General features: G+C 66.6%; 30 protein-coding genes. 18 read left to right on the plus strand and 12 right to left on the minus strand.

What is annotated here, in order from left to right:
* Positions 1 to 7: 7 nt before the first annotated feature.
* From UU7_RS02430 to hisIE, 11 genes are all read left to right on the plus strand, one after another.
* The gene (locus UU7_RS02430) at positions 8 to 1,009 is read left to right on the plus strand and encodes a cation diffusion facilitator family transporter (protein ID WP_007805031.1); all 1,002 of its coding nucleotides are present in this window, start codon (positions 8 to 10) and stop codon (positions 1,007 to 1,009) included.
* Between the two features lie 66 nt (positions 1,010 to 1,075).
* On the plus strand, positions 1,076 to 1,237 hold the full coding sequence (locus UU7_RS17545) for a 30S ribosomal protein THX (RefSeq protein ID WP_007805033.1): 162 nt from the start codon (positions 1,076 to 1,078) through the stop codon (positions 1,235 to 1,237).
* Between the two features lie 187 nt (positions 1,238 to 1,424).
* Positions 1,425 to 1,760, plus strand: coding sequence for a YerC/YecD family TrpR-related protein (locus UU7_RS02435; RefSeq protein ID WP_040672678.1), 336 nt, complete (start codon positions 1,425 to 1,427; stop codon positions 1,758 to 1,760).
* Positions 1,757 to 2,650 (plus strand): ATP phosphoribosyltransferase, encoded by an 894-nt coding sequence (gene hisG / locus UU7_RS02440; RefSeq protein ID WP_007805037.1) that lies wholly within the window; start codon positions 1,757 to 1,759, stop codon positions 2,648 to 2,650. The genes UU7_RS02435 and hisG overlap by 4 nt, the downstream gene beginning before the upstream one ends.
* Positions 2,647 to 3,945, plus strand: coding sequence for a histidinol dehydrogenase (gene hisD / locus UU7_RS02445; protein ID WP_007805039.1), 1,299 nt, complete (start codon positions 2,647 to 2,649; stop codon positions 3,943 to 3,945). The genes hisG and hisD overlap by 4 nt, the downstream gene beginning before the upstream one ends.
* Complete coding sequence (gene hisC, locus UU7_RS02450; RefSeq protein ID WP_007805040.1) at positions 3,942 to 5,030, plus strand: histidinol-phosphate transaminase; 1,089 nt, start codon at positions 3,942 to 3,944, stop codon at positions 5,028 to 5,030. Before hisD ends, hisC begins: the two co-directional genes overlap by 4 nt.
* A complete protein-coding gene (gene hisB, locus UU7_RS02455; RefSeq protein WP_007805043.1) occupies positions 5,027 to 6,094 on the plus strand; it encodes a bifunctional histidinol-phosphatase/imidazoleglycerol-phosphate dehydratase HisB in 1,068 nt (355 codons plus the stop codon). Before hisC ends, hisB begins: the two co-directional genes overlap by 4 nt.
* Positions 6,094 to 6,684 carry an imidazole glycerol phosphate synthase subunit HisH gene (hisH, locus tag UU7_RS02460; protein ID WP_007805044.1) on the plus strand — a complete coding sequence of 197 codons (591 nt, stop codon included), beginning with the start codon at positions 6,094 to 6,096 and terminating at the stop codon, positions 6,682 to 6,684. Before hisB ends, hisH begins: the two co-directional genes overlap by 1 nt.
* A complete protein-coding gene (gene hisA, locus UU7_RS02465; protein ID WP_007805046.1) occupies positions 6,681 to 7,409 on the plus strand; it encodes a 1-(5-phosphoribosyl)-5-[(5-phosphoribosylamino)methylideneamino]imidazole-4-carboxamide isomerase in 729 nt (242 codons plus the stop codon). Before hisH ends, hisA begins: the two co-directional genes overlap by 4 nt.
* The gene (gene hisF / locus UU7_RS02470; RefSeq protein ID WP_007805048.1) at positions 7,403 to 8,173 is read left to right on the plus strand and encodes an imidazole glycerol phosphate synthase subunit HisF; all 771 of its coding nucleotides are present in this window, start codon (positions 7,403 to 7,405) and stop codon (positions 8,171 to 8,173) included. The genes hisA and hisF overlap by 7 nt, the downstream gene beginning before the upstream one ends.
* A 17-nt stretch (positions 8,174 to 8,190) precedes the next feature.
* Positions 8,191 to 8,817, plus strand: coding sequence for a bifunctional phosphoribosyl-AMP cyclohydrolase/phosphoribosyl-ATP diphosphatase HisIE (hisIE, locus tag UU7_RS02475; RefSeq protein ID WP_007805050.1), 627 nt, complete (start codon positions 8,191 to 8,193; stop codon positions 8,815 to 8,817).
* 30 nt (positions 8,818 to 8,847) lie between these two features.
* On the opposite strand, the gene UU7_RS02480 is transcribed toward hisIE, so the two are convergent.
* Entirely contained in the window at positions 8,848 to 9,699 is an 852-nt protein-coding gene (locus UU7_RS02480; RefSeq protein WP_007805052.1) for a LysR family transcriptional regulator, read from the minus strand.
* A 130-nt stretch (positions 9,700 to 9,829) separates the two neighbouring features.
* Between UU7_RS02480 and UU7_RS02485 the strand changes: the two genes are divergently transcribed.
* Positions 9,830 to 10,831 (plus strand): zinc-dependent alcohol dehydrogenase family protein, encoded by a 1,002-nt coding sequence (locus UU7_RS02485; protein WP_007805054.1) that lies wholly within the window; start codon positions 9,830 to 9,832, stop codon positions 10,829 to 10,831.
* 278 nt (positions 10,832 to 11,109) lie between these two features.
* Here UU7_RS02485 and UU7_RS02490 read toward each other — a convergent pair whose 3' ends face one another.
* A complete protein-coding gene (locus UU7_RS02490; RefSeq protein WP_007805056.1) occupies positions 11,110 to 11,874 on the minus strand; it encodes an SDR family NAD(P)-dependent oxidoreductase in 765 nt (254 codons plus the stop codon).
* 125 nt (positions 11,875 to 11,999) lie between these two features.
* Here UU7_RS02490 and UU7_RS02495 point away from each other — a divergent pair, with 125 nt between their 5' ends.
* Positions 12,000 to 12,905: a LysR family transcriptional regulator gene (locus UU7_RS02495; RefSeq protein ID WP_007805058.1), complete on the plus strand. Its 906-nt coding sequence runs from the start codon at positions 12,000 to 12,002 to the stop codon at positions 12,903 to 12,905.
* Positions 12,906 to 12,917: 12 nt separating this feature from the next.
* Here UU7_RS02495 and UU7_RS02500 read toward each other — a convergent pair whose 3' ends face one another.
* On the minus strand, positions 12,918 to 13,715 hold the full coding sequence (locus UU7_RS02500; RefSeq protein WP_007805059.1) for a DUF4232 domain-containing protein: 798 nt from the start codon (positions 13,713 to 13,715) through the stop codon (positions 12,918 to 12,920).
* A gap of 192 nt (positions 13,716 to 13,907) precedes the next feature.
* Between UU7_RS02500 and UU7_RS02505 the strand changes: the two genes are divergently transcribed.
* Both UU7_RS02505 and UU7_RS02510 read left to right on the plus strand, forming a co-directional pair.
* Positions 13,908 to 14,612 carry a DUF4386 domain-containing protein gene (locus tag UU7_RS02505; protein ID WP_007805061.1) on the plus strand — a complete coding sequence of 235 codons (705 nt, stop codon included), beginning with the start codon at positions 13,908 to 13,910 and terminating at the stop codon, positions 14,610 to 14,612.
* Positions 14,609 to 15,016 carry a DUF6326 family protein gene (locus UU7_RS02510; protein WP_007805063.1) on the plus strand — a complete coding sequence of 136 codons (408 nt, stop codon included), beginning with the start codon at positions 14,609 to 14,611 and terminating at the stop codon, positions 15,014 to 15,016. Before UU7_RS02505 ends, UU7_RS02510 begins: the two co-directional genes overlap by 4 nt.
* A gap of 18 nt (positions 15,017 to 15,034) precedes the next feature.
* Here the strand turns inward: UU7_RS02510 and UU7_RS02515 are convergent, their stop codons facing one another.
* Positions 15,035 to 15,499 (minus strand): Lrp/AsnC family transcriptional regulator, encoded by a 465-nt coding sequence (locus tag UU7_RS02515; RefSeq protein ID WP_007805065.1) that lies wholly within the window; start codon positions 15,497 to 15,499, stop codon positions 15,035 to 15,037.
* Between the two features lie 97 nt (positions 15,500 to 15,596).
* Between UU7_RS02515 and UU7_RS02520 the strand changes: the two genes are divergently transcribed.
* Positions 15,597 to 16,208 (plus strand): LysE family translocator, encoded by a 612-nt coding sequence (locus UU7_RS02520; protein ID WP_007805066.1) that lies wholly within the window; start codon positions 15,597 to 15,599, stop codon positions 16,206 to 16,208.
* Positions 16,209 to 16,252: 44 nt separating this feature from the next.
* On the opposite strand, the gene UU7_RS02525 is transcribed toward UU7_RS02520, so the two are convergent.
* Genes UU7_RS02525 through UU7_RS02540 form a run of 4 tightly spaced genes read right to left on the minus strand, consistent with a single transcriptional unit; the run spans position 16,253 to position 19,214 of the window.
* Positions 16,253 to 17,257, minus strand: a complete 1,005-nt coding sequence (locus UU7_RS02525) for a C13 family peptidase (protein ID WP_007805068.1) — start codon at positions 17,255 to 17,257, stop codon at positions 16,253 to 16,255.
* Positions 17,258 to 17,275: 18 nt separating this feature from the next.
* Positions 17,276 to 17,962: an acireductone synthase gene (mtnC, locus tag UU7_RS02530; protein ID WP_007805070.1), complete on the minus strand. Its 687-nt coding sequence runs from the start codon at positions 17,960 to 17,962 to the stop codon at positions 17,276 to 17,278.
* Positions 17,963 to 18,015: 53 nt separating this feature from the next.
* Complete coding sequence (locus tag UU7_RS02535; protein ID WP_007805072.1) at positions 18,016 to 18,567, minus strand: 1,2-dihydroxy-3-keto-5-methylthiopentene dioxygenase; 552 nt, start codon at positions 18,565 to 18,567, stop codon at positions 18,016 to 18,018.
* Positions 18,564 to 19,214 carry a methylthioribulose 1-phosphate dehydratase gene (locus UU7_RS02540; RefSeq protein ID WP_007805074.1) on the minus strand — a complete coding sequence of 217 codons (651 nt, stop codon included), beginning with the start codon at positions 19,212 to 19,214 and terminating at the stop codon, positions 18,564 to 18,566. The genes UU7_RS02535 and UU7_RS02540 overlap by 4 nt, the downstream gene beginning before the upstream one ends.
* A 164-nt stretch (positions 19,215 to 19,378) precedes the next feature.
* Here UU7_RS02540 and UU7_RS02545 point away from each other — a divergent pair, with 164 nt between their 5' ends.
* Positions 19,379 to 19,711, plus strand: a complete 333-nt coding sequence (locus tag UU7_RS02545) for a high-potential iron-sulfur protein (RefSeq protein WP_007805075.1) — start codon at positions 19,379 to 19,381, stop codon at positions 19,709 to 19,711.
* 409 nt (positions 19,712 to 20,120) lie between these two features.
* On the opposite strand, the gene UU7_RS02550 is transcribed toward UU7_RS02545, so the two are convergent.
* The gene (locus UU7_RS02550; RefSeq protein ID WP_007805077.1) at positions 20,121 to 21,581 is read right to left on the minus strand and encodes an amino acid permease; all 1,461 of its coding nucleotides are present in this window, start codon (positions 21,579 to 21,581) and stop codon (positions 20,121 to 20,123) included.
* A gap of 89 nt (positions 21,582 to 21,670) precedes the next feature.
* Positions 21,671 to 23,200 carry an amino acid permease gene (locus UU7_RS02555; protein ID WP_007805079.1) on the minus strand — a complete coding sequence of 510 codons (1,530 nt, stop codon included), beginning with the start codon at positions 23,198 to 23,200 and terminating at the stop codon, positions 21,671 to 21,673.
* A gap of 176 nt (positions 23,201 to 23,376) precedes the next feature.
* Here UU7_RS02555 and UU7_RS02560 point away from each other — a divergent pair, with 176 nt between their 5' ends.
* On the plus strand, positions 23,377 to 23,922 hold the full coding sequence (locus UU7_RS02560) for an NUDIX hydrolase (protein ID WP_007805081.1): 546 nt from the start codon (positions 23,377 to 23,379) through the stop codon (positions 23,920 to 23,922).
* Positions 23,923 to 23,928: 6 nt separating this feature from the next.
* On the opposite strand, the gene UU7_RS02565 is transcribed toward UU7_RS02560, so the two are convergent.
* On the minus strand, positions 23,929 to 24,450 hold the full coding sequence (locus tag UU7_RS02565; protein WP_007805084.1) for a 3-hydroxyanthranilate 3,4-dioxygenase: 522 nt from the start codon (positions 24,448 to 24,450) through the stop codon (positions 23,929 to 23,931).
* A 109-nt stretch (positions 24,451 to 24,559) separates the two neighbouring features.
* Positions 24,560 to 25,153, minus strand: coding sequence for a fasciclin domain-containing protein (locus UU7_RS02570; RefSeq protein WP_007805086.1), 594 nt, complete (start codon positions 25,151 to 25,153; stop codon positions 24,560 to 24,562).
* Between the last annotated feature and the right edge of the window lie 90 nt (positions 25,154 to 25,243).

Consider the following 25,243-nt stretch of genomic DNA (forward strand, 5'->3'; position numbering starts at 1 on the left):
TGCGGGGATGAACATGCCGCACCACGACCATTCTCACGACCATTCCCACGGCCGTCGCCATGATCACGCGCATCAGGCGAAGCATGCCGGGGGCGGCGCCCACGACCACGACCACGGCGCCGCAGGCGCCGGAAACAGTCGCAAACTCCTGCTGGCGCTGGTGTTGACCGGCATCATGATGATCGTCGAGGTGATCGGGGGGCTGTGGTCCGGCTCGCTGGCCCTGCTGGCCGATGCAGCGCACATGATGGTCGACACGCTGGCCCTGTTGCTGGCCGTGGTTGGTGCGTGGATGGCCACCCGACCCGCCGATGCCAGGCGCAGCTACGGTTATGGCCGGATGGAAGTGCTGGCCGGTTTCGTCAACGCACTGAGCCAGTTCGTGCTGGTGGCGTGGATCGCATGGGAGGCGGTGATGCGCCTGCGCCATCCGGGCCAGATCCTTTCCGGCGTGATGCTGGTGGTCGCCGTCGCCGGTCTGCTGGTCAATGCGCTGGTGCTGCGCACCCTGCACGGACATGCGCATGACGACGTCAATCTCGCCGGCGCCAGCCTGCACGTGCTTGGCGACCTGCTGGGTTCGCTGGCGGCGGTGCTGGCGGCGCTGGCGATCCGCTGGTTGGACTGGTTGTGGGCCGATCCGCTGCTGTCGCTGCTGGTCTCGCTGCTGATCCTGAACAGTGCGTGGCGCTTGCTGCGGAAGTCCGCGCACATCCTGCTGGAAGGCGTGCCCGACGGCCTGGACACGACCGAGATGGAGCGCTCGCTGCGCACGGCGGCGCCGGGCATCCGCGACATACACCACCTGCACGTGTGGCAGCTCGCCTCGGGGTCGCGCATGGCGACCGTGCATGCCGAGCTGGACGAGCAGGCGGACGGCGCCCTGGTGCTGCAGTCGATCAAGCGCCTGTTGCTGGAGCGTTTCGAGATCCGCCACGTGACCGTGCAGATCGATCCCGGGGCATGTGCCGACCCGTCCGCGGACTGTGCCGGACATGGCCATCGCTGACTATCCCGCCGTACCGGGACACTGCTATGATGGCAGGCCGTTCATCCAATAAATCAAGGAGTTCCCATGGGTAAGGGCGATCGCAAGACCCGTCGCGGCAAGACCTACCGCGGCAGCTACGGCAATACCCGTGCACACGGCGCGCTGCCGGCCGTGGTTGGTGCCAAGCCGACCGTGACCAAGCCGGCCGCGGCCAAGAAGGCGGCGCCGAAGAAGAAGTCGGCCTGAGCCAGCTTCGCCCGGCATTGCTGCAAGAAAACCCCCGCCTCGGCGGGGGTTTTTGCTTTTGGAGATCCGGGAATCGGGAAGAGACCGGCTGCTGGCTGAACCGTCAGGGCAGGGGTTCGACGGGGGTTTGCCGCGTGGTCGTCTGCCATGTATGATGCGATCCATTGTGTTAACGCGTTAGTACATTATGAAGCGACGATCGCTCGATCCCGAATCCCCGCCCGGCTCCGCCGAGCAGAGTCTCTGCGAGGCCTTGCTGTCCCTGCGCAACAGCGAGGAGATGGGCGCCTTTCTCAGCGACCTTTGTACGCCCGCCGAACTTGAAGTGCTGGTCGATCGCTGGCGGGTGGTGCCATACCTGCTCGAAGGCGTGCCGTACCGCGAGATCCACGAGCGCACTGCGGTCAGCATCACCACCATTGGGCGGGTCGCGCGCTACCTCAACCAGGGCAGCGGTGGCTATCTGGCCGCGGCAGCCCGGGCGGCCAGGAAGCAGGCCCATCTGGCAAGGAGAAAGGCATGAAGCCGCGTGACCGCCTGCGCATCGCGATGCAGAAATCCGGCCGACTGACCGAGCCGGCGCTGGACCTGCTGACCCGTTGCGGACTGACTTTCCGGCAAAGCCGCGACAAGCTGTTCTGCTTCGGCGAAGGCGAGCCGGTCGATCTGCTGCTGGTGCGCGACGACGACATTCCCGGGCTGATCGCCCAGGGCGTGTGCGATCTCGGCATCGTCGGGCGCAACGTGCTGGGCGAGTTCCAGCTCACCGCCGGGCGTGACGGCGAGCCGCTGGACGAGTTGCGGCCACTCGGTTTCGGCCGCTGCCGCCTGTCGATCGCGGTGCCCCAGGACATGGCGTACGAAGCGCCGAAGGATCTGGCCGGCACCCGCATCGCCACCTCGTATCCCGGCCTGCTCGGCGAGTGGCTGCGCAGCCGCGGCATCGATGCGGGCGTGGTGACCCTGGCCGGTTCGGTCGAGATTGCGCCGAAGCTGGGCACCGCCGACGCGATCTGCGACCTGGTCCAGAGCGGCGGCACCCTGGTGGCGAACCAGTTGCGCGAAACCGACGTGCTGCTGGAAAGCGAAGCGGTGCTGGCCGGTCCGCTGACCCTGCCGGTGGACGAACGCGGCGACATGCTGGAGCTGCTGCTGAAGCGGCTGGATGGCGTGATCCAGGTGCGTGAATCGCGGTTGCTGCTGCTGCAGACCTCGCGCCACACGCTGGACGCGGTGACCCGGCTGTTGCCCGGCGGACCGCAGCCGACCCTGCTGCCGGTGGCCGGCCAGCCGGACCAGCTGATGCTGCAGGCGCTGTGCGCCGGCGAGGTCAGCTGGCGGCAACTGGAAGAGATCAAGAAGGCCGGCGCGCGCGAGATGTTCGTGCTGCCGGTGGAGAAGATGCTTGCATGAAAAGCCTGGCCTGGAACCGAATGGACGAAGCCTCCCGCCGCGAGGCACTGGCGCGCCCGGCGCAGGCGCGTGCCGACGAACTGCGTGGCGGTGTCGAACGGATCATCGCCATCGTGCGCGAAGGTGGCGACACCGCGTTGCGTGAACTCAGTGCGAAGTACGACCGCTGCGCGCTGGAGGCGATCGAAGTCGACGAGTCCGAGTTCGCCGCGGCCGAAGCGGCGCTGGATTCGGTACTGAAGGCCGCGATTCGCGAAGCGGCCGCGCGCATCGATTTGTTCCACCGTGCGGCCGCACCGCAGCCGGTCGCGGTGGACACTGCCATCGGCGTGAGGGTGGAGCGGATATTGCGGCCGATCAGCCGCGTCGGCCTCTACGTGCCGGCCGGCAGTGCGCCGTTGCCGTCGACGGCGCTGATGCTGGGTGTGCCGGCGCGGATCGCCGGTTGCCACGACGTGGTGCTGTGCTCGCCAGCGCGCGCCGATGGCCGGTGCGACGAGGCCGTCTTGTATGCCGCGCGCCTCACCGGCGTGCACAAGGTGTTCAAGCTCGGCGGTGCGCAGGCGATTGCCGCGATGGCCTATGGCACGGCCAGCGTGCCGAAGTGCGACAAGCTGTTTGGCCCCGGCAACGCCTGGGTCACCGAGGCGAAGCTGCAGGTGTCGTCCGACCCGGATGGCGCCGCGATCGACATGCCGGCCGGGCCGTCCGAAGTGCTGGTGATCGCCGATGCCGATGCGAACCCCGTGTTCGTCGCCGCCGATCTGCTGTCGCAGGCCGAGCACGGGCCGGATTCCCAGGTGATCCTGCTCAGTCCGTCGGCCGATCTGCTGGCCAGGGTGGCGGCGGAAGTCGAGCGGCAGTGCGCTGCCTTGCCGCGCGCCGACGTGGCGCGGCAGGCCTTGGCGCAGAGCCGGCTGATCCTGGTCGAATCGCTGGCGCAGGCGGTCGAGGTGAGCAACCGCTACGCACCCGAACACCTGATCCTCCAGGTTGCCGAGCCGCGCGCGCTGCTCGATCGCATCGACAGCGCCGGCTCGATCTTCCTCGGCCAGTGGACCCCGGAATCCGTCGGCGACTACTGCAGCGGCAGCAACCACGTGCTGCCCACGTACGGTCACGCGCGCAGCTACAGCGGCGTGTCGGTGGCCAGTTTCCAGAAGCAGATCAGCGTGCAGGAAGTCTCTGCCGACGGCCTGCGCCAGATCGGCCCGTGCACCGCGACGCTGGCGGCGGCCGAGCAACTGGAGGCGCACCGCCGCGCCGTGACCCTGCGACTGGAGGCCCTGGCATGAGCGTGCTCGAGCTGGCCCGGCCGGAGATCCGCGCGATGCAGCCGTATTCCTCGGCGCGCATGGAGGCCAGTGGCGGCCAGGTTTTCCTCAACGCGAATGAATCGGCCTGGCCGCCGCCGGGCGACGATGGCCTGGGCTGCAATCGTTACCCGGAACCGCAACCGGCGGCCCTGGTGGCAACCCTGGCCGCGCTGTACGGCGTGCGCCACGAGCAACTGCTGGTCGGCCGCGGCAGTGACGAGGCCATCGATCTGCTGATTCGCGCGTTCTGTCGAGCGGGCGAGGACGCGGTGCTGATCCAGCCACCGACCTTCGGCATGTACGGCGTCTGCGCCCGTATCCAGAACGCGGCAGTGGTCGAAGTGCCGCTGGCGGATGACTTCACGCTGGACGTGGATGCGGTGCTCGCCGCGGTCACGCCCGCGGTGAAGCTGATTTTCGTCTGCACGCCGAACAATCCCAGCGGCCAGTGCGTGCCACGCGAAGATGTCGAGCGTCTGCTGCAGCAGCTCGACGGGCGCGCCCTGCTGGTGGTGGACGAGGCGTACATCGAGTTTGCCTTCGAGCGCAGCGTGGCCGATCTCATCGATCGCTACGAAGGCCTCGCCGTGCTGCGCACGCTGTCCAAGGCCTGGGCGCTGGCCGGCGCCCGCATCGGCTGCCTGCTGGCCAATCCCGCGGTTATCTCGCTGCTGCGGCGGATCATGCCGCCCTATCCCGTGCCGCTGCCGTGCGTGGCCGTTGCGATGGCTGCGCTTTCGGAAGCGGGGCAGGCGCAGGCGCGCGAACACCTGGCGGTGCTGCGCAACGAGCACGAACGGGTGCGCGGCGCGTTGGCTGCGCTGGCCTGCGTCCGCGCCGTGCTGCCCTCGCAGGCGAATTTCCTCGCCGTGCGCTTCGCCGATGCCGGCGCGACCTACCAGCGCCTGCTGGCCGCCGGTGTGGTGGTGCGCGACGTGCGGCGCTATCCGAAGCTGGGTGACGCCCTGCGCATCACCATCGGCGCGCCGGCCGAGAATGACCGGATGCTCGCCGTTCTGGAGGGGGCTGCGCAGGATCGGGGTTTCTCCGGAGGATCGGCATGAAGCAGACAAAACTTCTCTTCGTCGACCGCGACGGCTGCCTGATCGAGGAACCGGCCGACGAGCAGGTCGACAGCTACGCGAAGCTGGTCTTGCTGCCGGGCGTGATCGCCGCGCTGCAGCGCTTCATGGCGGCCGGCTATGAACTGGTGATGGTCACCAATCAGGATGGCCTGGGCACGGACAGCTTCCCGGAGGCCGACTTCAGCGGGCCGCACGAATTGCTGCTGAACATCCTCGCCTCGCAAGGCATCCGCTTCCGCGAGGTGCTGATCGACCGCAGTTTCCCGCATGAAGGCCTGGACACGCGCAAGCCCGGCATCGGCCTGGCGCGCCATTACCTGGCCGATGACGGCTGGAGCCGGGCCGCCTCGGCGATGGTCGGCGATCGCGAGACCGACCTGCAGTTCGCCGCCAACCTCGGCGTGCGCGGCTGTCGCGTCGGTCCGCACGGGGTGAGCTGGGAGGCGCTCGCCCACGAACTGCTCGACGCGCCGCGTACCGCCACGGTGGTGCGCAACACGAAGGAAACCCGCATCACCGTCAGCGTGGATCTCGATCGCGTGGCCGAACCGAAGGCACATACCGGCCTGGGCTTCTTCGACCACATGCTGGAGCAGATCGGCAAGCACGGCGGCTTCGCGCTGGAGCTGGCCTGCGCTGGCGACACCCACATCGATGAACACCACACCATCGAGGACTGTGCACTGGCGCTGGGCCAGGCGCTGAAGCAGGCGCTGGGCGACAAGCGCGGCATCGGCCGTTACGGCTTCACCTTGCCGATGGACGAGGCGCAAGCCAGCGCGGCGCTCGATTTGTCCGGCCGTCCCTGCTTCGTGTTCGAAGGCAGCTTTCCCCGCGAGCGCGTGGGCGAGGTGCCGACCGAACTGGTGCCGCATTTCTTCCGCTCGCTGTGCGAAACGCTGGGTGCAAACCTGCACCTGAGCGTACGCGGCGACAACGCGCATCACATGGTCGAGGCCTGCTTCAAGGTGGTGGCGCGCAGCTTGCGCCAGGCGTTGCGCCGCGAAGGCAGCGAGCTGCCCAGCACCAAGGGTGCGCTGTAATGAGCGTGGTGCTGGTCGACGCGGGCGGTACCAATATCGGTTCGGTGCGCTATGCGCTGCAGCGGCTCGGCGTGGATGCGGCGCTGACTTCCGACGCAACGACGATCCGCCGTGCCGACAAGGTGATCCTGCCCGGGGTCGGCGCGGCCGGCCCCGGCATGGCGCGGTTGCGCGAGCTGGGCCTGGTCGAGGTTTTGCGCGGGTTGACCCAGCCGGTGCTCGGCGTGTGCCTGGGCATGCAGTTGCTGTGCGCGCATTCGGAGGAGGGCGACACGGCATGCCTCGGCGTGATTCCCGCGCCGGTGCGCCGCTTCGTCGATGCCCCCGGCCTGCGCGTGCCGCACATGGGCTGGAACACGTTGTCGATCCGGCAGAAACATCCGTTGCTGGCCGGGCTCGATGACGGCGAGCAGGCCTACTTCGTGCACAGCTACGCGGTGCCGACGGGGGACTACACCCTCGCCAGCAGCGGACACGCCGATGAGTTTTCGGCCATCGTGGCCCGTGGGAATTTCCACGGCATGCAGTTCCACCCCGAGCGCTCCGCCGCTGTCGGCGCGAGGCTCCTGCGGAATTTCCTCAGCCTATGAGCTTCCACATCATTCCCGCCATCGACCTGCGCGAAGGACGCGTGGTGCGCCTGCGCCAGGGCGACTACGCCCAGCAGACCACATATGCGCTCGATCCGCGGGAGCTGGCGCTGCGTTACCTGCATGCCGGCGCGCACTGGCTGCATGTCGTCGATCTCGACGGTGCGCGTTCGGGCAACCTGGACAACCTGGCCGTGATCAAGGCGATTGCCGATCACGGCATCGATGTTCAGGCCGGTGGTGGCGTGCGTGACGAGGCCGACTTGCGGCGATTGTTCGACGTGGGGGTTCGGCGCGTGGTGCTGGGCAGCGTGGCCATTCGCGATCGGGAACGCGTCGCTGGCTGGCTCGAGGCATTCGGCAGCGAACGCATCGTCCTGGCGCTGGACACCCGCCGTGTCGGCAATGACTGGCTGCTGCCAAGCGCCGGCTGGACCGAGGTCGAGGCAGCCACACTGGACGAGTTGGCGCCCTGGTACGCCGAACATGGCGCACGCCATCTGTTGTGCACCGACATCGAGCGCGACGGCATGCTCGCCGGTTTCAATCTCGAGTTGTATCGGCACCTCACCGATCGCGTTCCCGAGCTTGATCTGCAAGCGTCGGGCGGCGTGCGCTCGCTGGCCGACATTCGCGCCGCGCGCGAAGCCGGCGCGAAGGCGGTGATCCTTGGACGCGCGCTGCTCGAAGCACGCTTCTCGCTGGAAGACGCACTCACATGCTGAGCCGCCGCATCATTCCCTGTCTCGACGTGCGCGACGGCCAGGTGGTCAAGGGCGTCCGTTTTCGCGATCACGTGGTGATGGGCGAGATCGTCGATCTCGCGCTGCGTTATCGCGACGAGGGCGCCGACGAACTGGTGTTCTACGACATCACCGCCAGTCCCGAGGGACGCGGAGTGGATCGTGGCTGGGTCGAGAAGGTCGCACGCGTGATCGACATTCCGTTCTGCGTCGCCGGCGGCATCCGCTCGGTCGACGAGGCCCGCGCCGTGCTGCACGCCGGCGCCGACAAGATCTCGGTGAACTCGCCCGCGCTGGAACGCCCCGCGCTGATCGACGAACTGGCTGCCGCGTTCGGCGTGCAGTGCGTGGTGGTCGGCATCGACTCGCTGCGCGACGCCGACGGCGAATGGCGCGTGCGCCAGTACACCGGTGACCCCACGAAAACCCGGGCACTGGCACGCCGCACGCTGGACTGGATGGTCGAGGCGCAGCGGCGGGGCGCCGGCGAGATCGTGCTGAACTGCATGGGCAGCGACGGCGTGCGCGCGGGCTATGACCTCGAACAACTTTCCGCCGCCCGGGTGATCTGCCAGGTGCCGCTGATCGCTTCCGGCGGCGCCGGCGCGCCGGAACATTTCCGCGATGCCTTCGTCGACGCCGACGTCGACGGCGCGCTGGCCGCCAGCGTGTTCCACTCCGGTGCCATCGCCATCCCCGCACTCAAGCATTACCTGCACGAATGTGGCGTAGCGGTGCGCCGGTGAGCCACGAGGAAGCAACGATGAGCGACAACACCGATACCAGCCGCCTCGACTGGGCCAAGGGCGATGGCCTGCTGCCGGCGATCGTGCAGCATTGGCTCAGCGGCGAAGTGCTGATGCTGGGCTACATGACGGCCGCGGCGCTGGCCGAAACGCAGCGCAGCGGCCACGTCACTTTTTACAGCCGCAGCAAGCAGCGGCTGTGGACCAAGGGCGAAAGCTCGGGTCACGTGCTCGTGCTGAAATCGCTCCGCATCGACTGCGACGCCGACACCTTGCTGATCCGGGCCGACCCGCGCGGCCCCACCTGCCACACCGGCACCTCCAGCTGCTTCGGCGACGGCGCCGACATGCGCCCGCCGCTGGGCTTTCTCGCCGAACTCGATGCGCTGGTGGCGCAGCGGCACGCCGAACGCCCCGAGGGCAGCTACACCACCAGGCTGTTCGACGGCGGCATTCGCCGCATCGCGCAGAAGGTGGGCGAGGAGGGCGTCGAGACGGCGCTGGCGGCGGTGGCGCAGGGAGATGACGAGTTGCTTGGCGAAGCGGCGGACCTGCTGTTCCATCTCACCGTGGCGTTGCGGGCACGCGGACTGTCGCTTGGGGATGCGGTGAACGTGCTGGCTGACCGGCATCGTGACGGGTAGGGATGCGGGCGCATCGTCGTGTTGCCGATCTCAATCGGCCAGCCGCGCCACCACCAGATCCAGCAACGCCCTCAGCCGCGCCAGTCGTCGCATGTCGCGGTGATAGCCAATCCAGGTCTCGCGCGCCGGCGGGTCTTCGCCCAGGTCGATGCGCCGCAAGCCGGCGAGCGCGTCGCCAAGCGGGAGCGGCAGGACCGCGACGCCGGCACCCTGCATGCACATTCTTGCCTGCACGGCGCGCGCGTTGCTGCGAAACGCCACGCGGGCATTCGGGAGCACGCGCTGCAACCACGCGACGTCGGGCATGTTGCCGAAGGCGCTGTCCATGGTGATCAGCAAGGCACCTTCGCCATCGCCGGCGCGGGGCGGGGGATAGTCGGCGGCCGTATAGGCGCCGTACGGCATGTGCAGCAGCTTGCGCGACACGATGTCGGGTTCGTCGAACGGCCTGATGCGAAACGCCAGGTCGGCTTCGCGGCGTGACAGGCTGAGGAAGCGCGTGTCGGTCAGCAGTTCGACGGTGACGCGCGGATAGGCCCGAGCGAATTCCGCGATGACCGGTGTCAGCAGGTGTTCGGCGAACCAGTCCGAGGCGGTAATCCGCAGCAGGCCGTCAAGTTGCCGTTCCTGGCCGGCCAGCTGACGCTGGAACGCGAGTGCTTCGTCCTCGATGCGTTCGGCGTGGTTGAGTACCGCCGCCCCCTCGTCGGTGAGCACGAAACCTTCCGAGGTGCGCTGGAACAGCTTGTGTCCCACGGCGTTTTCCAGCGCCTGCAACCGGCGGCCCATGGTGGGCTGGGTTTGTCCCAGCTTGCGCGCGGCGGCACCGAGCGTGCCCTCGCGTGCGATGGCCAGGAAGACACGCAGATCGCTCCATTCCATCGCGGCACCTCGTTGGGAAGCCCGGTTGGGACTCATGCAATTATGCATGGAGGACGTGCAGAATCTTGGATTTTCAGACGCAATTGGCGGGCGTAACTTGGCGATCACTTCCTCCCACGCCGAGTACGCCATGACCATCGCTTCCTCCATGCAAGCCGCCGTTCTTGAAAACCACGGTGCTCCGTTCCGCCTGACCAGCATCGCCCGGCCCGTGCCGCAGGCGGGCCAGGTGCTGGTGCGCATCATGGCCAGTGGCGTCAATCCGCTGGACCTGAAGATCCGCAGCGGTGCCGCCGAACACGCCCGTCATCCGCTGCCGGCGATCCTGGGCATCGACATGGCCGGCGTCGTCGTCGCGCTGGGTGCGGGCGTCACCGGCTTTCGGGTGGGTGACGAGGTCTATGGCATGACTGGCGGTGTCGGTGGCGTGCAGGGTTCGCTGGCCGAATATGCGGCCGTGGATGCCAGCCTGCTGGCGCTCAAGCCCGCGCACTTCAGCATGCGCGAGACGGCCTCGCTGCCGCTGGTCTTCATCACCGCGTGGGAAGGCCTGGTGGACCGCGCTCACGTAGGCGCTGGCCAGAACGTGCTGGTGCAAGGCGGCGCGGGCGGCGTGGGCAGCATGGCGATCCAGATTGCCCGTGCTTTCGGCGCGACCGTTTTCGCCACGGACACCGCGGCGCGCGGCAGCATCAGCCAGCAACTGGGCGCGACACCGATCGACCACGAGCAGATGCCGGTCGAAGAACAGATAGCCGTCCATACGGCCGGTCGCGGTTTCGACGTGGTGTATGACACCGCCGGCGGCGCGAGCCTGGATGCGTCGTTCAGGGCCGTGGCGCGTTTCGGCCACGTGGTCAGCTCGCTGGGTTGGGGTACGCACGCGCTGGCGCCCCTCTCGTTCAGGGCCGCCACCTATTCCGGCGTGTTCACCTTGCTGCCCCTGCTGACCGGCGAAGGCAAGCCGCATCACGGCGAGATCCTGCGCGAAGCCACGCGACTGGCCGAGGCAGGGATGATCAGGCCGCTGCTGGACGCGCGCCAGTTCGAGCTGGCCACGGTCGGCGAAGCCCATGCCTTGATCGAGCAGCGACAGGCGCGCGGCAAGGTGGTGGTCAGCATCCGGGGATGAAGCATCGCGACGGATGGCCATGCCGGAACGCCTGGCCACCCGTCGCCTCAAAGCCCGTGAAGAAAACCACTTCCTGTGGTTTTCTTCCATCGCACGTCCGGTACATGCCCGGACGTGCTCACGTGAATCAGTCACTTACGTGACCGATTTCCGTCCGGCCATCCGTGGCCGGGCTTCGAGGTTGAAAAACTCACAACCTCTCAGTGCTTGTCAGTTGTTTCGACGAGATCGTGAAGCGCAGATGTCATCGATGCGGGACGGGGGCATCCCCGCGATCGTCAGAGAAACATGCCGCCCGAAGCCTCCACGCGCTGCGCGTTGATCCAGCCGCTGCCCGGCGCGAGCAGCGCCGCCACGGCGCCGCCGATGTCGTCGGGCAAGCCGGCGCGGCCCAGCGCCGTGTTGCCGGCGATCAAGGCGTTGAGTGCCGCGTTGTCGCGTACCGCACCGCCACCGAAATCGGTTTCGATCGCGCCGGGAGCCAGCGTATTGACCCGGATGCCGTGCACACCCAGTTCCTTGGCCAGGTAACGGGTGAGCACCTCCACCCCGCCTTTCATGCTGGCGTAGGCCGCATAGCCGGGCAGCGCGAAGCGGGTCAGGCCGGAGGAGACGTTGATGATGCGGCCGCCATCGGCGATCAACGGCAGCAAGGCCTGGGTCAGGAAGAACGGGCCTTTCAGATGGACGGCCATCATCGTGTCGAACTGCTCCGGCGTGGTGTCGGCGATGGGTGCGACCAGGCCCATGCCGGCGTTGTTGAGCAGGAAGTCGAAGTGCTCGCGTTGCCAGTGGTCGGCGAGGAGCTTGCGTACCGCGCCGGCGAACCCGGGAAATCCGCTTGCGTCAGACACATCCAGCTGCAGGCAGGCGGCGCGGCGGCCGAGCGCCTCGATCTCGGCCACGACCGAGCGGGCGTCGTCGAAGCCGCTGCGGAAGGTAATGATCACGTCCGTGCCCTGGCGGGCCAGGGCGATGGCGGCGTTGCGACCGAGGCCTCGGCTGCCGCCGGTGATCAGGGCGATGGGGGTCGGGAAAGTCATGGCAGATCCTTGGTGTTGGCCGGAACGGTCCGGCGTGATTGGTTGGGTGCCAGACTATTGGTGGTCACGATTGCCATAAATGTTCAGGTTATGATTTGAATGTTCATTTATGGATAACAATGCACATGCACGACATCGAGGCCATGAAAATCTTCGTCCGCGTGGCCGAGCGCGGCAGCTTCACCCAGGCCGCGGCCGACCTGGGTTTGCCCAAGGCCAGCGCATCGAATGCCGTGCAGCGGCTGGAGGCGCTGCTGGGAACACGCCTGCTGCATCGAACCACGCGCCGGGTCGAGCCGAGTCAGGACGGCCTGGCCTTCCTGGAGCGCTGCCGCGACACGCTGGATGCGTTCGATGAACTGCAGTCGATGTTCCGCGACGACGAACGGCAGCTGCGTGGGCGGCTGCGCGTGGACATGCCGACCACCGCGGCTCGCGCCTTCGTGCTGCCACATCTGCCGGAGTTTCTGGCTGCGCATCCCGGCATCGAGCTGGAGCTGAGCTGCGCGGACCGACGCGTCGACCTGGTTCGCGAGGGTTTCGATTGCGTGCTGCGGGTCGGCGTTCTGGAGGATGTCGACAATCTGGTGGCGCGGCCGCTGGGCCGTTACGACATCGGCACGTTCGCCAGCCCTGCCTATCTGGCGGCGCGTGGCGAGCCGCGCACTCCGGCCGAACTGGACGGCCATCGCATGGTGCATTACGCGCAGAACTTCGGCGGCACGCCCGACGGCTTCGAATACGTCGATGCAGCGGGCGTGCACGTGCTCCCGCTCGCCGGCGCGCTTACCGTCAACAACACCGACAGCTACCAGGCCGCGTGCGTGGCTGGCCTGGGCCTGATCCAGGCTCCGGTGGCGGGCATGCGGCATCTGGTCGACGCCGGTCTGGTGAAGGAAATACTGCTGGATCATCGCGCCGAGCCGATGCCGGTGAGCCTGCTGTATGCCAGTCGCCGGCACTTGCCCCGGCGCGTGCGCGTGTTCATGGACTGGCTGGCCGAATGCGGCGAGTGGAACGCAGGAACCTGAGCCAGTGCGACGTCACGCCGTCGAGTGCGCCGAGCTGGCACGGCAATCCAGCCGGGCTGCCGACATCCGTGGAGACCCGAAACGCGGGCGGTAGCCGTTTCCTCCGCGCAGGGTCGCAGATGCGCCTTCGGTGTCGGAATAGACGGCTGGCACGGTGCGTCCGTCATCGCAGGTACAAGCCATCGGCTTGGGCGCAGTGGACACAGACGCCGCGGCGGGCGTGAACGGGCTCAACGCATAGGTGGATGGTTGGCCGCCGGCACCGCACAGGCGGCCGGTGAATGCGGTGGAAATCTGCTGCCGGCCGAGCACGAGCGTGAGCCGGGTCGGTGCTTCGCAATGGCCGTTGTCGTAGACGTCGCCCGACACCCAGTGCATGTCGCTGGTGACGACCGCGCCCGGCGCGAGCGTGATCGGGGAACGCGAGGCGGCATCCGTTCCGGTCGAAGCCTGCGCCACGATGTTCAGCGTCTGCCCGCGTGAATCCGCGAAGCTCGGCAGCGGGCGCGCAGGGATCGTGCAGGCGGCCGCGCCGGTGTTGCGCAGGACCAGCATCGTGCCCGAATGCGACATGCCGTTGAAACGCCCGCCGTCGGGATCGAGGGCGAAGGCGAGCTGCGACGGTGCGCAGGCGCTGATTCGCGCCCTGGTCGTGCCTGGCGGGGCCGCGTCGGCCCGGGTGGCGTCGGTCTGCGGCGACTGCGAAGTACAGGCCATCAGTGCCAGCGCCAGGGCGGCGGCCAGGGAGGTGCGCAGCAGCCTCCGGCCCGAGGCAGCACCCGGCAGATGAGGGCCTGCTCCGGAAGGCATCCTGCTGGCGGCTGGTCTTTTCATTGCCGGGTTCGCTGGAAGACGGTCGACGACGTTAGCACCCGGATCGCGAAGCTCTTGTCAGAGCCCGGCGATCACCGCGTTACTTCCGGCACTCAAGGGACGATCTCGCAGCATCGACACTGCCGGGAGGACGCCGCAGGGCGAGGTGATGGATCGCGGGGGTTTCACATGACGCACGAAAACCGGCTGGCCCGCTGCGCGGGGCTGGTCTATCTGGTGGTGGTCGTGACCGGCTTCTTCAGCCTGGGCTATGTGCCGGGCAGGCTTGCCGCGCCGGGCGATCCGCCAGCCATGCTGGCCAATGTCGTGGCGCACGAAGCCTTGTTCCGCGCGGGCATCGTCTCTTTCATGATCGAGCAGGTGGCCTTCCTGCTGCTGCCGTTGTTGCTGTTCCGCCTGCTTCATCGCGTCCACCAGCGCGTGGCTGTCGCGATGGTGGCGCTGGCGGTCACGGCCGTGCCGGTGGCGCTGATCGGGGTGATGCATCGACTCGATGCACTGTGGCTGCTGACCGACAGCCACGGCTTGCCGGTGGCGACGGCGACGGCGCTGGCATCGCTTGCGCTGAAGTCGTATGGCCATGCCATTTTCGTGGCCAGCCTGTTCTGGGGACTGTGGCTGTTGCCGTTCGGCTATCTCGTGTTCACCAGCAGGATGCTGCCGCGCGTGGCTGGCTTGCTGCTGATGCTGGGCGGCATCGGCTACCTGGTGGACGTGTTTGCCGACTTGTTGCTGCCGGGATATGCAGACATGGCGTTTTCCAACTACGTCCACCTGCCCGCAGCCCTGGGCGAGATCGGCACCTGCCTGTGGCTGCTGCTGATGGGCGTGCGGACAGGTGGCGGGCAAACTCATCCTGGGATTGCGACATGAGCCCCGCATCGCTGGTCGACATCAAGTTGCACGTGCGCTTCAAGCTGTCGGCGCTGTGGACGGCGTTGATGTTCTGCTACATCTACGGTGACTATTTCGGTCTCTACGTGCCGGGCAAGTTGCAGGGCATGCTGGACGGGGATGGACCGGTCGGCCCGGTGAGCGAGGCGACCCTGGTCGGTACCGCCTTGCTGCTGGCCGTACCGGGGCTGATGGTGTTCCTGTCGCTGCTGCTGCCGCCCCGGCTGTGCCGCTGGCTGAACATCGGACTGGGTGTGTTCTATGCCGCGGTCATGCTGCTGACCATGCCCGGCGCATGGTGGTTCTATGTCGCGCTGGGCGTGATCGAAGTGGCGTTGTCACTGCTGATCGTGGCTTATGCATGGCGTTGGCCCAGGGCTTGATCCCCCGCATCGAGGCGCTCACAGCGGCAGCGCATGGGACTGCTTCACGATCTGGCTGGGCAGGTCGGTCTTGATGTTCTGGATGCCGTTGGCGCGGGTGAGATGGGTGGTCTGGAAGCGGCGGTAGTCGTCCAGGTTCGCGACGACCACGCGCAGCATCGCGTCGCTTTCCCCCAGCATGATGTAGCACTCCACGACCTGGGGAAGCTGCTTCATCGCGTCGATGAAGTGCTCGATCGTGTCGGCATCCTGGGCGGTCAGCCAGACGCGGGTGAACATGGTCATGCCGATGCCGACCATCGCCGGGTTGAGCACGGCGACATAGCGCTCGATCACGCCGGCCTCTTCGAGCAAACGCACGCGGCGCAGGCATGGGGAGGGCGACAAGCCGACTTCCCGAGCCAGTTCGTTGTTCTGCAAGCGACCATTGCGCTGCAGGGCGCGCAGTATCCGTCTGTCGATGTTGTCGAGCTTGATGGGCATCGGTCTTTCTGCCGTCTTGGCATCATGTGCCAATAGATAACTTGATCATGGAATATTTGGCACCCGATTGCGAGCGCCGCGGCTTAGCATGCCTGCCATGAATCCGACTTCGATCCTGCTGTTTGCTGCCACCGTACTTCCGCTGATTTGTACGCCGGGCCCCGACATGCTGTTCATTGCCTCGCAGGCGATTTCCGGCGATGCGTCCGCCGGACGTCGTGCCACCGCCGGGGTCTGCGCCGGCTACGTGGTGCATTCGCTGCTGGTGGCGCTGGGCCTGGCGGCGATCATCGCGACATCGCCGCTGTTGTTCGAAGCGATGCGCTGGATCGGCGTGGCGTATCTGGTTTATCTGGCATCCAGGCTGATCCGGTCCGCGCTGTCGGCGGGCAACTTGGCCCTGCAGCCGGGGGTGGGCGGGGCGCCATTCAAGCGTGGTTTCCTGACGGCCGTGTTGAACCCCAAGGGCATGCTGATCTATTTCGCGATCCTGCCGCAGTTCATGCACGGCAACGGATCGACGACATCGCAGGCACTGATCCTGTCGGCCATTTTCATCGGCCTGTGTGGTGTCGTTTACCTGGTGCTGAGCAGCGTGATCGCTTCGACCGGGGCGACCGGCAACTTCAGCGACCGACGCCGTCGCTGGATCGAAGGCGTGTCGGGCGGTTTCCTGCTGCTGGCGGCGGGCAGGATCGCCGCGGGCTGAGGCTTGGCCAGGCTGCATCTGCCGAAGCCAGTCGGCGTGGCGGGTTACTGCACCCTGGCGGCTGTCGCGGCCGGCGCCCGCGGCTCGAACGGTACCGTCGGCCCGGGCTTGAGGCCCTTGCGCCATCGCCCCAGCTGGTCGCGGATGCCGCTGCCGATATCGATCTGCGGCTCGGACGGGGTGAGCCTGTCCTGTCTTTCCCACGCGGCGATGTCGTTGCGGGCCCGGGTGAATGCATCGGCGAAGTTGTCGCTGTGGTTCAGCGCATCGACCAGCCAGGCCTTGCCGAAATAGGTGATGTCCGCATCGCTGCCGCAGCCGAACGAGCTGCGATCGCTGCGGGCGGCGGTGAGCACCATAGTGCCGGGGCCGCGCAGTGGCGGCAGGAAGCCACCGGAATAGCAGGCGTTGATCACCACGACCTTCCACTTGAACGGATGCAGGGCGAGGATGCCGGCGAGGTCGCTGGCGCCGATCGGATCCAGCGGCAACGGGTCCATGTCGACCAGCAACTGGTGATCCTCGCTGCCGTGGCTGGTCACGTAGAGCAGCAGGATGTCGTCGGGCTGCATCGCCTTGCCCAGTCCGTCGAGCGCCGTTTCCAGATTGCTCCAGCTGGCCAGCGGACGGGTGGACAGGGTGGCCGGGTTGTTCTCCAGCACCAGGCTGTGCGTGCCGGGCCCGAAGCGACGGGTGAACAGCCGGGCGGCGTATTCGGCTTCGTTGCGGAACACGTCCTCGCCGCCATCGCCGGCGAAGGTCAGCAGGTACAGGTTTGGCCTGCCGGGCGCGCGCGGGCCGAGTTCGGCCAGCGCCTGGCGCATCATACGTGGCTGCGCGTAGAGGACCTGTTCCGGGGTCGGCGCCTGGTCGGGCCAGCGCTCGACATCGGCAACCGTCGTGTCCGGGTCAGCCAGGTCCTGCGGCAGGATGGCCGACGCGGCGACTGCGGGCGAGGCCTGCGGCGGGACGGCGGAGCGGCCCGACCACCATGCATTCAGCAGCACGCCGGCGGCGAGTGCGAGCAGGACGGTCAGGGCGTTGCGCATGACGGCGTGCGTGATCTGTCAGAAGCTGATCGCGTCGAAATCGCGATGGACCGGGTGGCGCGGCGTGGCCGGCAGCGCCTGCGGTTCGCGCACCAGCCATGCGGTCTGGAAACCTGCCTCGCGGGCGGCGTCGAGTTCCTCGACGATGTCGGACAGGAACAGCAGGTGTTGCGGCTGTTCGCCGACCGCCTCGGCGATGCGCCGGTACGACCCGGCTTCGCGCTTCGCTCCGGTTTCGGTATCGAAGTAGCCGGCGAACAGCGGGCCCAGGTCACCTGCCTCGCTGTACCTGAAGAACAGCTGTTGCGCGGGCACCGAGCCGGAGGAGTAGACGTACAGGCGCAGGCCGTCGGCGCGCCATTGGCGCAGTCGTGCCGCGACTTCCGGGTACAGGTGGGCGCGGTAGTCGCCGGCCTCGTAGCCATCCTTCCAGATCATGCCCTGCAGCGCCTTCAGCGCGGTGGACTTGCGGTCCTGGTCGATCCAGCCCAGCAGCAGTTCGATGATGTCCTGGCGACTGGCCTCGATCAGCCCCGCTTCGCGGGCCGCCTCATGCAGCCAGTGCTGCACTTCGGGCCGGTCGCCGTGGGTTTCGACGAAGGCCGGCAGGCGTTTGCGCGCGTACGGGAACAGCACGTCGCGGACGAAGTCGATCGAGCTGGTGGTGCCCTCGATGTCGGTGACGATGGCGCGGATTTCGGTCATGGATTCGGGTTTCGGGATACGCGGGAGCGGGGCGTCGTCCGGGTGCGAGCCGGTTACTGCTTCGCCTGCATGCGGGGAAAGCCGGCGGCGATGTCGTCGCCGGTGAAGTTCGCCACCCAGCCTTCCTTGTTGGTGAACAGCCGGATCGCCACGAAGTACGGCGACTCGCTCATGTCGAACCAGTGGCGGGTGCCGTCGGGCACGCCGATCAGGTCACCCTGTTCGCACAGGATGTCGTAGACCTTGCCGTCGACGTGAAGGGTGAACTGGCCGGAGCCGGCGACGAAGAAACGCACCTCGTCCTCGCTGTGGGTGTGCTCGCTGAGGAATTTCTGGCGCAGCACGGCGCGGTCGGGGTGGTCGGGGGTGAGGCTGATCACGTCGACTGCCTGGTAGCCCTTCTCGCCCATCAGGCGGTCGATGTCGCTGCGGTAGGCGGCGATCACCTCGTCCTGGCTGGCGCCGGGCACGATCGGCTGGGTGGCGGCCCACTGCTCGAAGCGCACGCCGATCCCGCCGAGCTCGGCGGCGATGGCGGCGTGGTCGTCCAGCACGGCCAGCGGGGATTGCGGGCGGCTTTCGTCGAAGATGCGCAGTCGGCTCATGATGCCCTCAGTCGTTTCAGGTCCAGTTCGCAGGCCAGCAGGAACTCCAGCGCTTCCAGGTGGCGCCGGGTTTCGGCCATGTCGCGGCCCCAGGTGTAGATGCCGTGGCCGTCGATCAGGTAGGCATGCAGGGGCTTGCCCGCCTCCAGCCAGGCATCGACCCGGGCGACCAGTTCCGGCATGTGCTGGGTGTTGGGGAATACCGGGATTTCCAGCACGCTGTCGTGGCTGTGATAGCCGCTGATGGCCTTCTGCAGCTCCCAGCCCTGCAGGCGGATCACGCCCTCGCCGGCGTACAGGCGCGAGGCGACGCTCTGCGTGCGCGAATGCGTGTGCAGCACTGCCTGCATCGCGGGCCAGCGCCGGTAGATCTGGGTATGCAGCGCCGTTTCCGCGCTGGGACGCGCATCGGTGCCCACGGCGTTGCCCGCCAGGTCGATCAGCATGATGTCGTCGCGACCGAGCCGGCCCTTGTGCTTGCCCGACACCGTGATGGCAGCGTGTGCGTCATCGACGCGCATCGAGAAATTGCTGCTGGTCGCAGGCGTCCAGCCGAGATCCGACAGTTCGCGCGCGGCTTCGACGATGGCATCGGCGCGCTGTTCGAACAGGCTGGCAGGTATCGTGGCCGGAAGTGTCTGGGTCATGCGTTTTGGACGTCCAAATGGGGGTCGACTATACCACGCGGCCATCGCCGCCCTGGCTGTAATGAGAGCCATTCTCGCAAGTCAGGAAAGATTTGCCCGCGACGCGTAACATCGGCGCGAGTCCGGGGCAGGGTGCGCCGGATAGTTACGACGGAGGCTTGCCCATGTCGAAAGAACAAGATATCGAATCGCGTCGCCGATTCCTCAAGGTTGCCGCCGGGACCGCCGCTGCGGCCGTGGTCGTCGGTGGCCTGCCGCGCCTTGCGCGTGCAGCCGACCTGCCGCCGGTGACCGAAGCGGATCCAACCGCCAAGGCGCTTGGCTATGTCGAGGATGCCACCAAGTCGACGAACGCGAAGTACAAGGCCGGTGACGACTGCACCAACTGCCAGTTCTATACCGGTGGCGCGACCGGCCGTGGTCCGTGCCAGCTGTTCCCGGGCAAGTCGGTGAATGCCAAGGGCTGGTGCGTGTCGCACACGCCGAAGAAGGCCTGATCGCGCGCATCAGCGGTCGCGTCATCGCTCATGAAAAAAGCCGGCTCTCGCCGGCTTTTTTCATGAGCCCTCGCATGGGGCGAAAGCACGACGCAGATTCCGGACAAAAGTGCGGCTCGGACACGTCAGGCTGAGGAGCTACCCACCTGACAAGCCGAGCCGCGATCCGGGGCCCACTGCCAAGTGATCAACCCGCGGACTGGCGATGATACTCCCGACTTCGCCGAATGGGCGGTCAACCTCTCGATTTCTCTTGAAAAGTTATCGTTAAACTCATTTTAAACAATGAGTTACAGATCAACTTCTCAGAAAAATTGTGAACCAGGCCTCGCGCGAACCATTTTTCGCGAAACCGTCATTTCGACGACTTTGAGCACCTTTTGACGACATTCACCGCCAATCGACGATTTCAGCGTTCAGCGCCGGCTGCTGCTGCGGCCAGCCGCAAGGCGCTGTGCTGGCGGCTGTACAGGAAGTAGATGGCGAAGCCGAGCAGGGTCCAGATCCCCAGGATGGCCCAGTTGAACCAGTCCAGGCTGAACAGCAAGGCGAAGCAGCTGGCCACGCCGGCCAGGCAGGTGAACCAGACCCACGGCACGCGGAACGTGCGTGGCAGATCGGGCAAGGTGTGACGCAGGATCAGCACGCCCGCGCACACCGCGGAGAAGGCGATCAGCGTGCCCATCGAGGTGAGGTTGGCCAGCAGGTCCAGCGGGAACACCGCGGCGAGCAGGGCGATCATGGCGCCGGTGATCAGGGTGTTGATGTGCGGCGTGCGATAGCGCGGATGAACCTTGGCGAACACCTTCGGCAACATGCCGTCGCGGGCCATGATCATGAAGATGCGCGGCTGCGCGATGATCATCACCAGGATCACCGAGGACAGGCCGATCATTGCGCCGATCTCCACCACCAGGCGCAGCCAGCCCAGTTGCGGGATGGCCGCCACTGCGGTGACCACCGGCTCGGAGGTATCGAGCAGGGAATACGGCACCAGTCCGGTCAGCACCGCGGCCATGGCCAGGTACAGCACGGTGCAGATCACCAGCGAGACCAGGATGCCGAAGGGCAGGTCACGTTGCGGATTCTTGCACTCCTGGGCCGCAGTCGAGGTTGCCTCGAAACCGATATAGGCGAAGAACACCATGGCTGCGCCGCGCATGATGCCGGACCAGCCGTACTTGCCGTCGCCCTGCGGTTCCGGAATGAACGGATGCCAGTTCTCCGGGTTCACGTAGCGGTAGCCGGCGACCACCACGATGACGATCAGGCCCACCTTGACCAGCACCATCAGCGCGTTGAGGCCCGACGACTCGCGAATGCCGATGTAGCACAGCCAGGTGAGCGCCATCACGATGGCGACCGCTGGCAGGTTGAACAGGTGGCCGGTGACCACCAGGCGCCCGTCGGTGAACGCCAGCGGCGCCTCGGTGAGCGCCACCGGCAGGTGCAGGCCCATGTGGTCGAGCAGGCTGGTGAAATAGCCGGTCCAGCTGGCCGCCACGGCCGAGGCGGAGATGCCGTACTCGGCCACCATGTTCCAGCCGATGAACCACGCAGCCAGCTCGCCAAGCGAAGCGTAGGCATACGAATAGGAGCTGCCGGAGATCGGGATCACCGTGGCGAATTCGGCGTAGCACAGCGCGCTGAAGCCGCTGCAGATCGCCGCGATGATGAAGGAGATCAGCACGGCCGGGCCGGCATGTTCCGCCGCCGCCGTGCCGGTGACCACGAAGATGCCGGTCCCGATCACGGCGCCGATGCCCAGCGCGGTGATGCCCCACGGCCCCAGGGTGCGGCGCAGTCCCGGGCCGTGACCGTGGTCGTCATTGCTGAAATCGGTCTTGCGGGCGAGCAACTGCTTGAGCATGGGATTCGTCTTCGAAGGCGGACATCAGGCTCCGTCGACGGAACCCCTCAAACGCGGCGGCCGGCGTGGTGGGCGCCGGCCGCCGGGTGTCACTGCGCGCTCTGGCGCAATTTGCTGTTGCGGTAGCCGTAGAAGGCGTAGACCAGGAAGCCGATGACGATCCAGCCCACCAGCAGCGGCCAGCGCACCTTGAAGGCCTGCCAGAACAGGAACAGGCAGGCGAAGGCGCCCAGCGGGCAGACCACCCACGGCAGCGGCACGCGGAAGGCGCGCGGCAGTTCCGGACGGGTACGACGCAGCACCAGCACGCCGATGCACACGGTGGCGAAGGCGAGCAGGGTGCCCATCGAGACCAGGTCGCCGAGCACGTCCACCGGGAACAGACCGGCCAGGAGACAGGCGATCACGCCCACCAGGATGGTGCCGATGTACGGGGTGCGGTGCTTCGAATGCAGCTTGCCCAGCGCCTGGGGCAACAGGCCATCGCGCGACATCGAATAGAAGATGCGCGGCTGGCCCATCAGCATCACCAGGATCACCGAGCTCAGGCCGGCGAGTGCAGCGAACACCACCAGCACCTTCAGCGAGCCCAGCAGGTAGCTGGAGGCGGAGCCGGGGGCGACATTGCCGAGCACGTAGTTGATCGCGGTGGCGACCGGCTCGGGCGTGTTGAGCATGCGGAACGGCGTGGTGCCGGTCATGACCGCAGCCATCGCGATGTACAGCACGGTGCAGATCAGCAGCGAGCCGAGGATGCCGATCGGCATGTCGCGCTGGGGATTCTTCGCTTCGCCGGCGGCCGTGGAAACCGCATCGAAGCCGATGTAGGCAAAGAACACCAGGGTGGCGCCGCGATAGATGCCGCTCCAGCCGAATTTCGAACCGCCCTCGTTCGCCGGGATGAAGGGATGCCACAGGTCGGCATTGATGTAGTTGAACATCACGATCAGGAACAGCACGATCACGGTGACCTTGATCGCGACGATGATCGCGTTGACCGTGGCCGACTGGGTGATGCCCATGTAGCACAGCCAGCTGATCGCGCCGACGATGAGGATCGCCGGAAGATTGATCAGCGCGCCGGTGAACACCAGCTTGTGACCGCCTTCGGCGAAGGTCAGCGGAGCCGACGAGAGCGCTGCGGGCAGGGTGAAGTTCACGCCCGTCATCGAGCTGAGCATTCGCAGCATCTCGCCGAAATAACCCGACCAGGCGACCGCCACGGTCGATGCGGCGAACAGGTATTCGAGCACCAGCGCCCAGCCGATGAACCAGGCCACCACTTCGCCCAGGGTCGCGTAGGAGTAGGAATAGGCGCTGCCGGATACCGGCAGCATCGCGGCGAATTCCGCGTAGCACATGCCGGCCAGGCCGCAGGCAAACGCTGCGATCAGAAAGCTGAAAATGAGTGCGGGGCCGGCGAACTGGGCCGCCGCCGTGCCGGTGATGGCGAAGATGCCGGCGCCGATCACCGCACCGATGCCGAGCATCACCAGATGCCGAGCCGTCAGCACGCGCTTGAGAGTGACTTCGCCCTCGGCGCCGCCTTCGACGGGTTCGCCAGCGTCCACATGAGGCATTGCCTCGATCGTGTGAGTGGCAAATAGACCTTTTATCATCAACTTCCCCTCAGGTGATTTGCCCGCGTCCGCTCTGCGGCGGATGGATGAAACGGCTGGGCAATGGCGGGCCAACATAGCCCATGCGGCAAAGGTTGTACAAGCTTCACTCATGTTGCGGCGAAACATGCCGCGACCGGTTTTCAGGCAGTCGTTCGACTCATCGCGGGACATCCATGCAGCAGCCGATCATCATCATGTTCGAAGCTTTCCAGCGCTACCGTGACCAATGGCAGGGGGAGTCCGCGGTCGTCGCGCAGTTCGAAAGTTTTCTGCATGCGCAGGCGGATGGATTCGAGCGCAGCAACGCCGTGGGCCACTTCACCGGCTCGGCCTGGCTGGTCAGCGGCGATGGCAGGCGCGTGCTGCTGATGCATCACCGCAAGCTCGACCGCTGGCTGCAGCCGGGTGGTCATGCCGATGGCGACACGGATCTTGCCCGGGTCGCCCTGCGCGAGGCGGAAGAGGAAACCGGCCTGACCGGTCTTCGCGTCGAAGGCGACATCTTCGACCTTGATCGACACCGCATCCCCGCCCGTGCGAACGAGCCGGAACACTGGCATTACGACGTGCGCTACGTGGTGCGCGCGGGAACCGACGAATCGTTTGTGGTCAATGCCGAATCGCATGCGCTGGCATGGCGGCCGGTGGGCGAGGTGGCCGCTGACGAGACACTCGATGCGTCGCTGCGACGGATGGCGCGCAAGTGGCTGGAGCGGTAGCCCGCCCTACGCGTATTTTTCCGGCGCCGGATGGACCTGGCCGCATTCGCTGCAGGTGCGCGCATCGATTGAGCGGTAGAAGCGTTCGAACACCGGCGGGAAATCACTCTCGATGCTGTCGAGGGTGAAGTACTCCTCGTACAGCTTGTGGTTGCACTGCTCGCAGAACCACATCAGGCCATCCTTCTCGCCGGTCATGCGGCGACGCTCGATCACCAGCCCGATCGAGCCGGCGGCGCGGTTCGGTGAATGCGGCACGCGCGGGGGCAGGTAGAAGATCTCTCCGGCGCGCAGGGGGATGTCGCGGGCCACGCCGTCGTCCTGAACTTTCAGCGTGATCTCGCCTTCAAGCTGATAGAAGAATTCGGGACCTTCGTCGTAGTGGTAGTCGGTGCGCGCATTCGGGCCGCCCACGATCATGATGATGAAGTCGCCGTCGACGATGCACTTGTTGCCCACCGGCGGTTTCAGCAGGTGGCGGTGTTCGTCGATCCAGCGCTGCAGGTCGAGGGGCGGCAACAGGGCCATGCGCAATGCTCGCGGGGAACCAGCTCGCACCATAGCGCCGCCATCGTCACAAAAGAAGCCGCCCGGGCGACCCGGGCGGCTTCTTTTTGTGGCGATCGCAACTTCGCTGTTACGGCATCAGCACCTTGTCGATCACGAAGATCTCGCCGTTGGACTGGGCGACGTCGGCGATCGTGATATTCGCGACATTGCCCTTGGCATCGGTGACGGTCCACTTGCCGTTCTTGCCGGCGACGGTGATCGAGTCGCCCTCGACCGTCTTCAGCATCGCCTTGCCGGCGTGGGCCTTGGCCAGCTTGGCCAGGTCGTGCGCGGTGTATTTGCCCGGCACCACGTGGTAGGTGAGGATATTGGTCAGCGTGGCCTTGTTTTCCGGCTTCAGCAGATTGTCCACGGTACCGGCGGGCAGGGCAGCGAACGCCTCGTTGGTGGGCGCGAACACGGTGAACGGACCCGTGCCTTCGAGCGTCTCGACCAGGCCGGCGGCCTTCACCGCGGCGACCAGGGTGGTGTGATCCTTCGAGTTCACCGCGTTCTCGATGATGTTCTTCGTGGGATACATGGCAGCGCCGCCAACCATCACGGTCTTCTGCATGCTCATCGACTCCATCTGGCCGGCCATCGCCATCGGCACCACGACAGCGGTGGCCAGAGCCATGGAAAGGCCGATGGCCAGGGCACGCATGCGGGAAAGGGTCTTCATGAATGTTCTCCAGGTTTTCCGCTTCGCGGATTGGAAGCAACTGGAGATACGCAGCTTGCATCGGAACGGATGCACGGGAGCCGCCTGGCA

The sequence above is a fragment of the Rhodanobacter spathiphylli B39 genome (assembly GCF_000264295.1).
Classification (GTDB): Bacteria; Pseudomonadota; Gammaproteobacteria; order Xanthomonadales; family Rhodanobacteraceae; genus Rhodanobacter; species Rhodanobacter spathiphylli.

Excerpts from the sequence above, each read along its gene's own strand:
- UU7_RS02430 (WP_007805031.1), top strand. The coding sequence starts at position 8 with ATGAACATGCCGCACCACGACCATTCTCACGACCATTCCCACGGCCGT.
- UU7_RS17545 (WP_007805033.1), top strand. The coding sequence starts at position 1,076 with ATGGGTAAGGGCGATCGCAAGACCCGTCGCGGCAAGACCTACCGCGGC.
- UU7_RS02435 (WP_040672678.1), top strand. The coding sequence starts at position 1,425 with ATGAAGCGACGATCGCTCGATCCCGAATCCCCGCCCGGCTCCGCCGAG.
- hisG (WP_007805037.1), top strand. The coding sequence starts at position 1,757 with ATGAAGCCGCGTGACCGCCTGCGCATCGCGATGCAGAAATCCGGCCGA.
- hisD (WP_007805039.1), top strand. The coding sequence starts at position 2,647 with ATGAAAAGCCTGGCCTGGAACCGAATGGACGAAGCCTCCCGCCGCGAG.
- hisC (WP_007805040.1), top strand. The coding sequence starts at position 3,942 with ATGAGCGTGCTCGAGCTGGCCCGGCCGGAGATCCGCGCGATGCAGCCG.
- hisB (WP_007805043.1), top strand. The coding sequence starts at position 5,027 with ATGAAGCAGACAAAACTTCTCTTCGTCGACCGCGACGGCTGCCTGATC.
- hisH (WP_007805044.1), top strand. The coding sequence starts at position 6,094 with ATGAGCGTGGTGCTGGTCGACGCGGGCGGTACCAATATCGGTTCGGTG.
- hisA (WP_007805046.1), top strand. The coding sequence starts at position 6,681 with ATGAGCTTCCACATCATTCCCGCCATCGACCTGCGCGAAGGACGCGTG.
- hisF (WP_007805048.1), top strand. The coding sequence starts at position 7,403 with ATGCTGAGCCGCCGCATCATTCCCTGTCTCGACGTGCGCGACGGCCAG.
- hisIE (WP_007805050.1), top strand. The coding sequence starts at position 8,191 with ATGAGCGACAACACCGATACCAGCCGCCTCGACTGGGCCAAGGGCGAT.
- UU7_RS02480 (WP_007805052.1), bottom strand. The coding sequence starts at position 9,699 with ATGGAATGGAGCGATCTGCGTGTCTTCCTGGCCATCGCACGCGAGGGC.
- UU7_RS02485 (WP_007805054.1), top strand. The coding sequence starts at position 9,830 with ATGACCATCGCTTCCTCCATGCAAGCCGCCGTTCTTGAAAACCACGGT.
- UU7_RS02490 (WP_007805056.1), bottom strand. The coding sequence starts at position 11,874 with ATGACTTTCCCGACCCCCATCGCCCTGATCACCGGCGGCAGCCGAGGC.
- UU7_RS02495 (WP_007805058.1), top strand. The coding sequence starts at position 12,000 with ATGCACGACATCGAGGCCATGAAAATCTTCGTCCGCGTGGCCGAGCGC.
- UU7_RS02500 (WP_007805059.1), bottom strand. The coding sequence starts at position 13,715 with ATGCCTTCCGGAGCAGGCCCTCATCTGCCGGGTGCTGCCTCGGGCCGG.
- UU7_RS02505 (WP_007805061.1), top strand. The coding sequence starts at position 13,908 with ATGACGCACGAAAACCGGCTGGCCCGCTGCGCGGGGCTGGTCTATCTG.
- UU7_RS02510 (WP_007805063.1), top strand. The coding sequence starts at position 14,609 with ATGAGCCCCGCATCGCTGGTCGACATCAAGTTGCACGTGCGCTTCAAG.
- UU7_RS02515 (WP_007805065.1), bottom strand. The coding sequence starts at position 15,499 with ATGCCCATCAAGCTCGACAACATCGACAGACGGATACTGCGCGCCCTG.
- UU7_RS02520 (WP_007805066.1), top strand. The coding sequence starts at position 15,597 with ATGAATCCGACTTCGATCCTGCTGTTTGCTGCCACCGTACTTCCGCTG.
- UU7_RS02525 (WP_007805068.1), bottom strand. The coding sequence starts at position 17,257 with ATGCGCAACGCCCTGACCGTCCTGCTCGCACTCGCCGCCGGCGTGCTG.
- mtnC (WP_007805070.1), bottom strand. The coding sequence starts at position 17,962 with ATGACCGAAATCCGCGCCATCGTCACCGACATCGAGGGCACCACCAGC.
- UU7_RS02535 (WP_007805072.1), bottom strand. The coding sequence starts at position 18,567 with ATGAGCCGACTGCGCATCTTCGACGAAAGCCGCCCGCAATCCCCGCTG.
- UU7_RS02540 (WP_007805074.1), bottom strand. The coding sequence starts at position 19,214 with ATGACCCAGACACTTCCGGCCACGATACCTGCCAGCCTGTTCGAACAG.
- UU7_RS02545 (WP_007805075.1), top strand. The coding sequence starts at position 19,379 with ATGTCGAAAGAACAAGATATCGAATCGCGTCGCCGATTCCTCAAGGTT.
- UU7_RS02550 (WP_007805077.1), bottom strand. The coding sequence starts at position 21,581 with ATGCTCAAGCAGTTGCTCGCCCGCAAGACCGATTTCAGCAATGACGAC.
- UU7_RS02555 (WP_007805079.1), bottom strand. The coding sequence starts at position 23,200 with ATGATAAAAGGTCTATTTGCCACTCACACGATCGAGGCAATGCCTCAT.
- UU7_RS02560 (WP_007805081.1), top strand. The coding sequence starts at position 23,377 with ATGCAGCAGCCGATCATCATCATGTTCGAAGCTTTCCAGCGCTACCGT.
- UU7_RS02565 (WP_007805084.1), bottom strand. The coding sequence starts at position 24,450 with ATGGCCCTGTTGCCGCCCCTCGACCTGCAGCGCTGGATCGACGAACAC.
- UU7_RS02570 (WP_007805086.1), bottom strand. The coding sequence starts at position 25,153 with ATGAAGACCCTTTCCCGCATGCGTGCCCTGGCCATCGGCCTTTCCATG.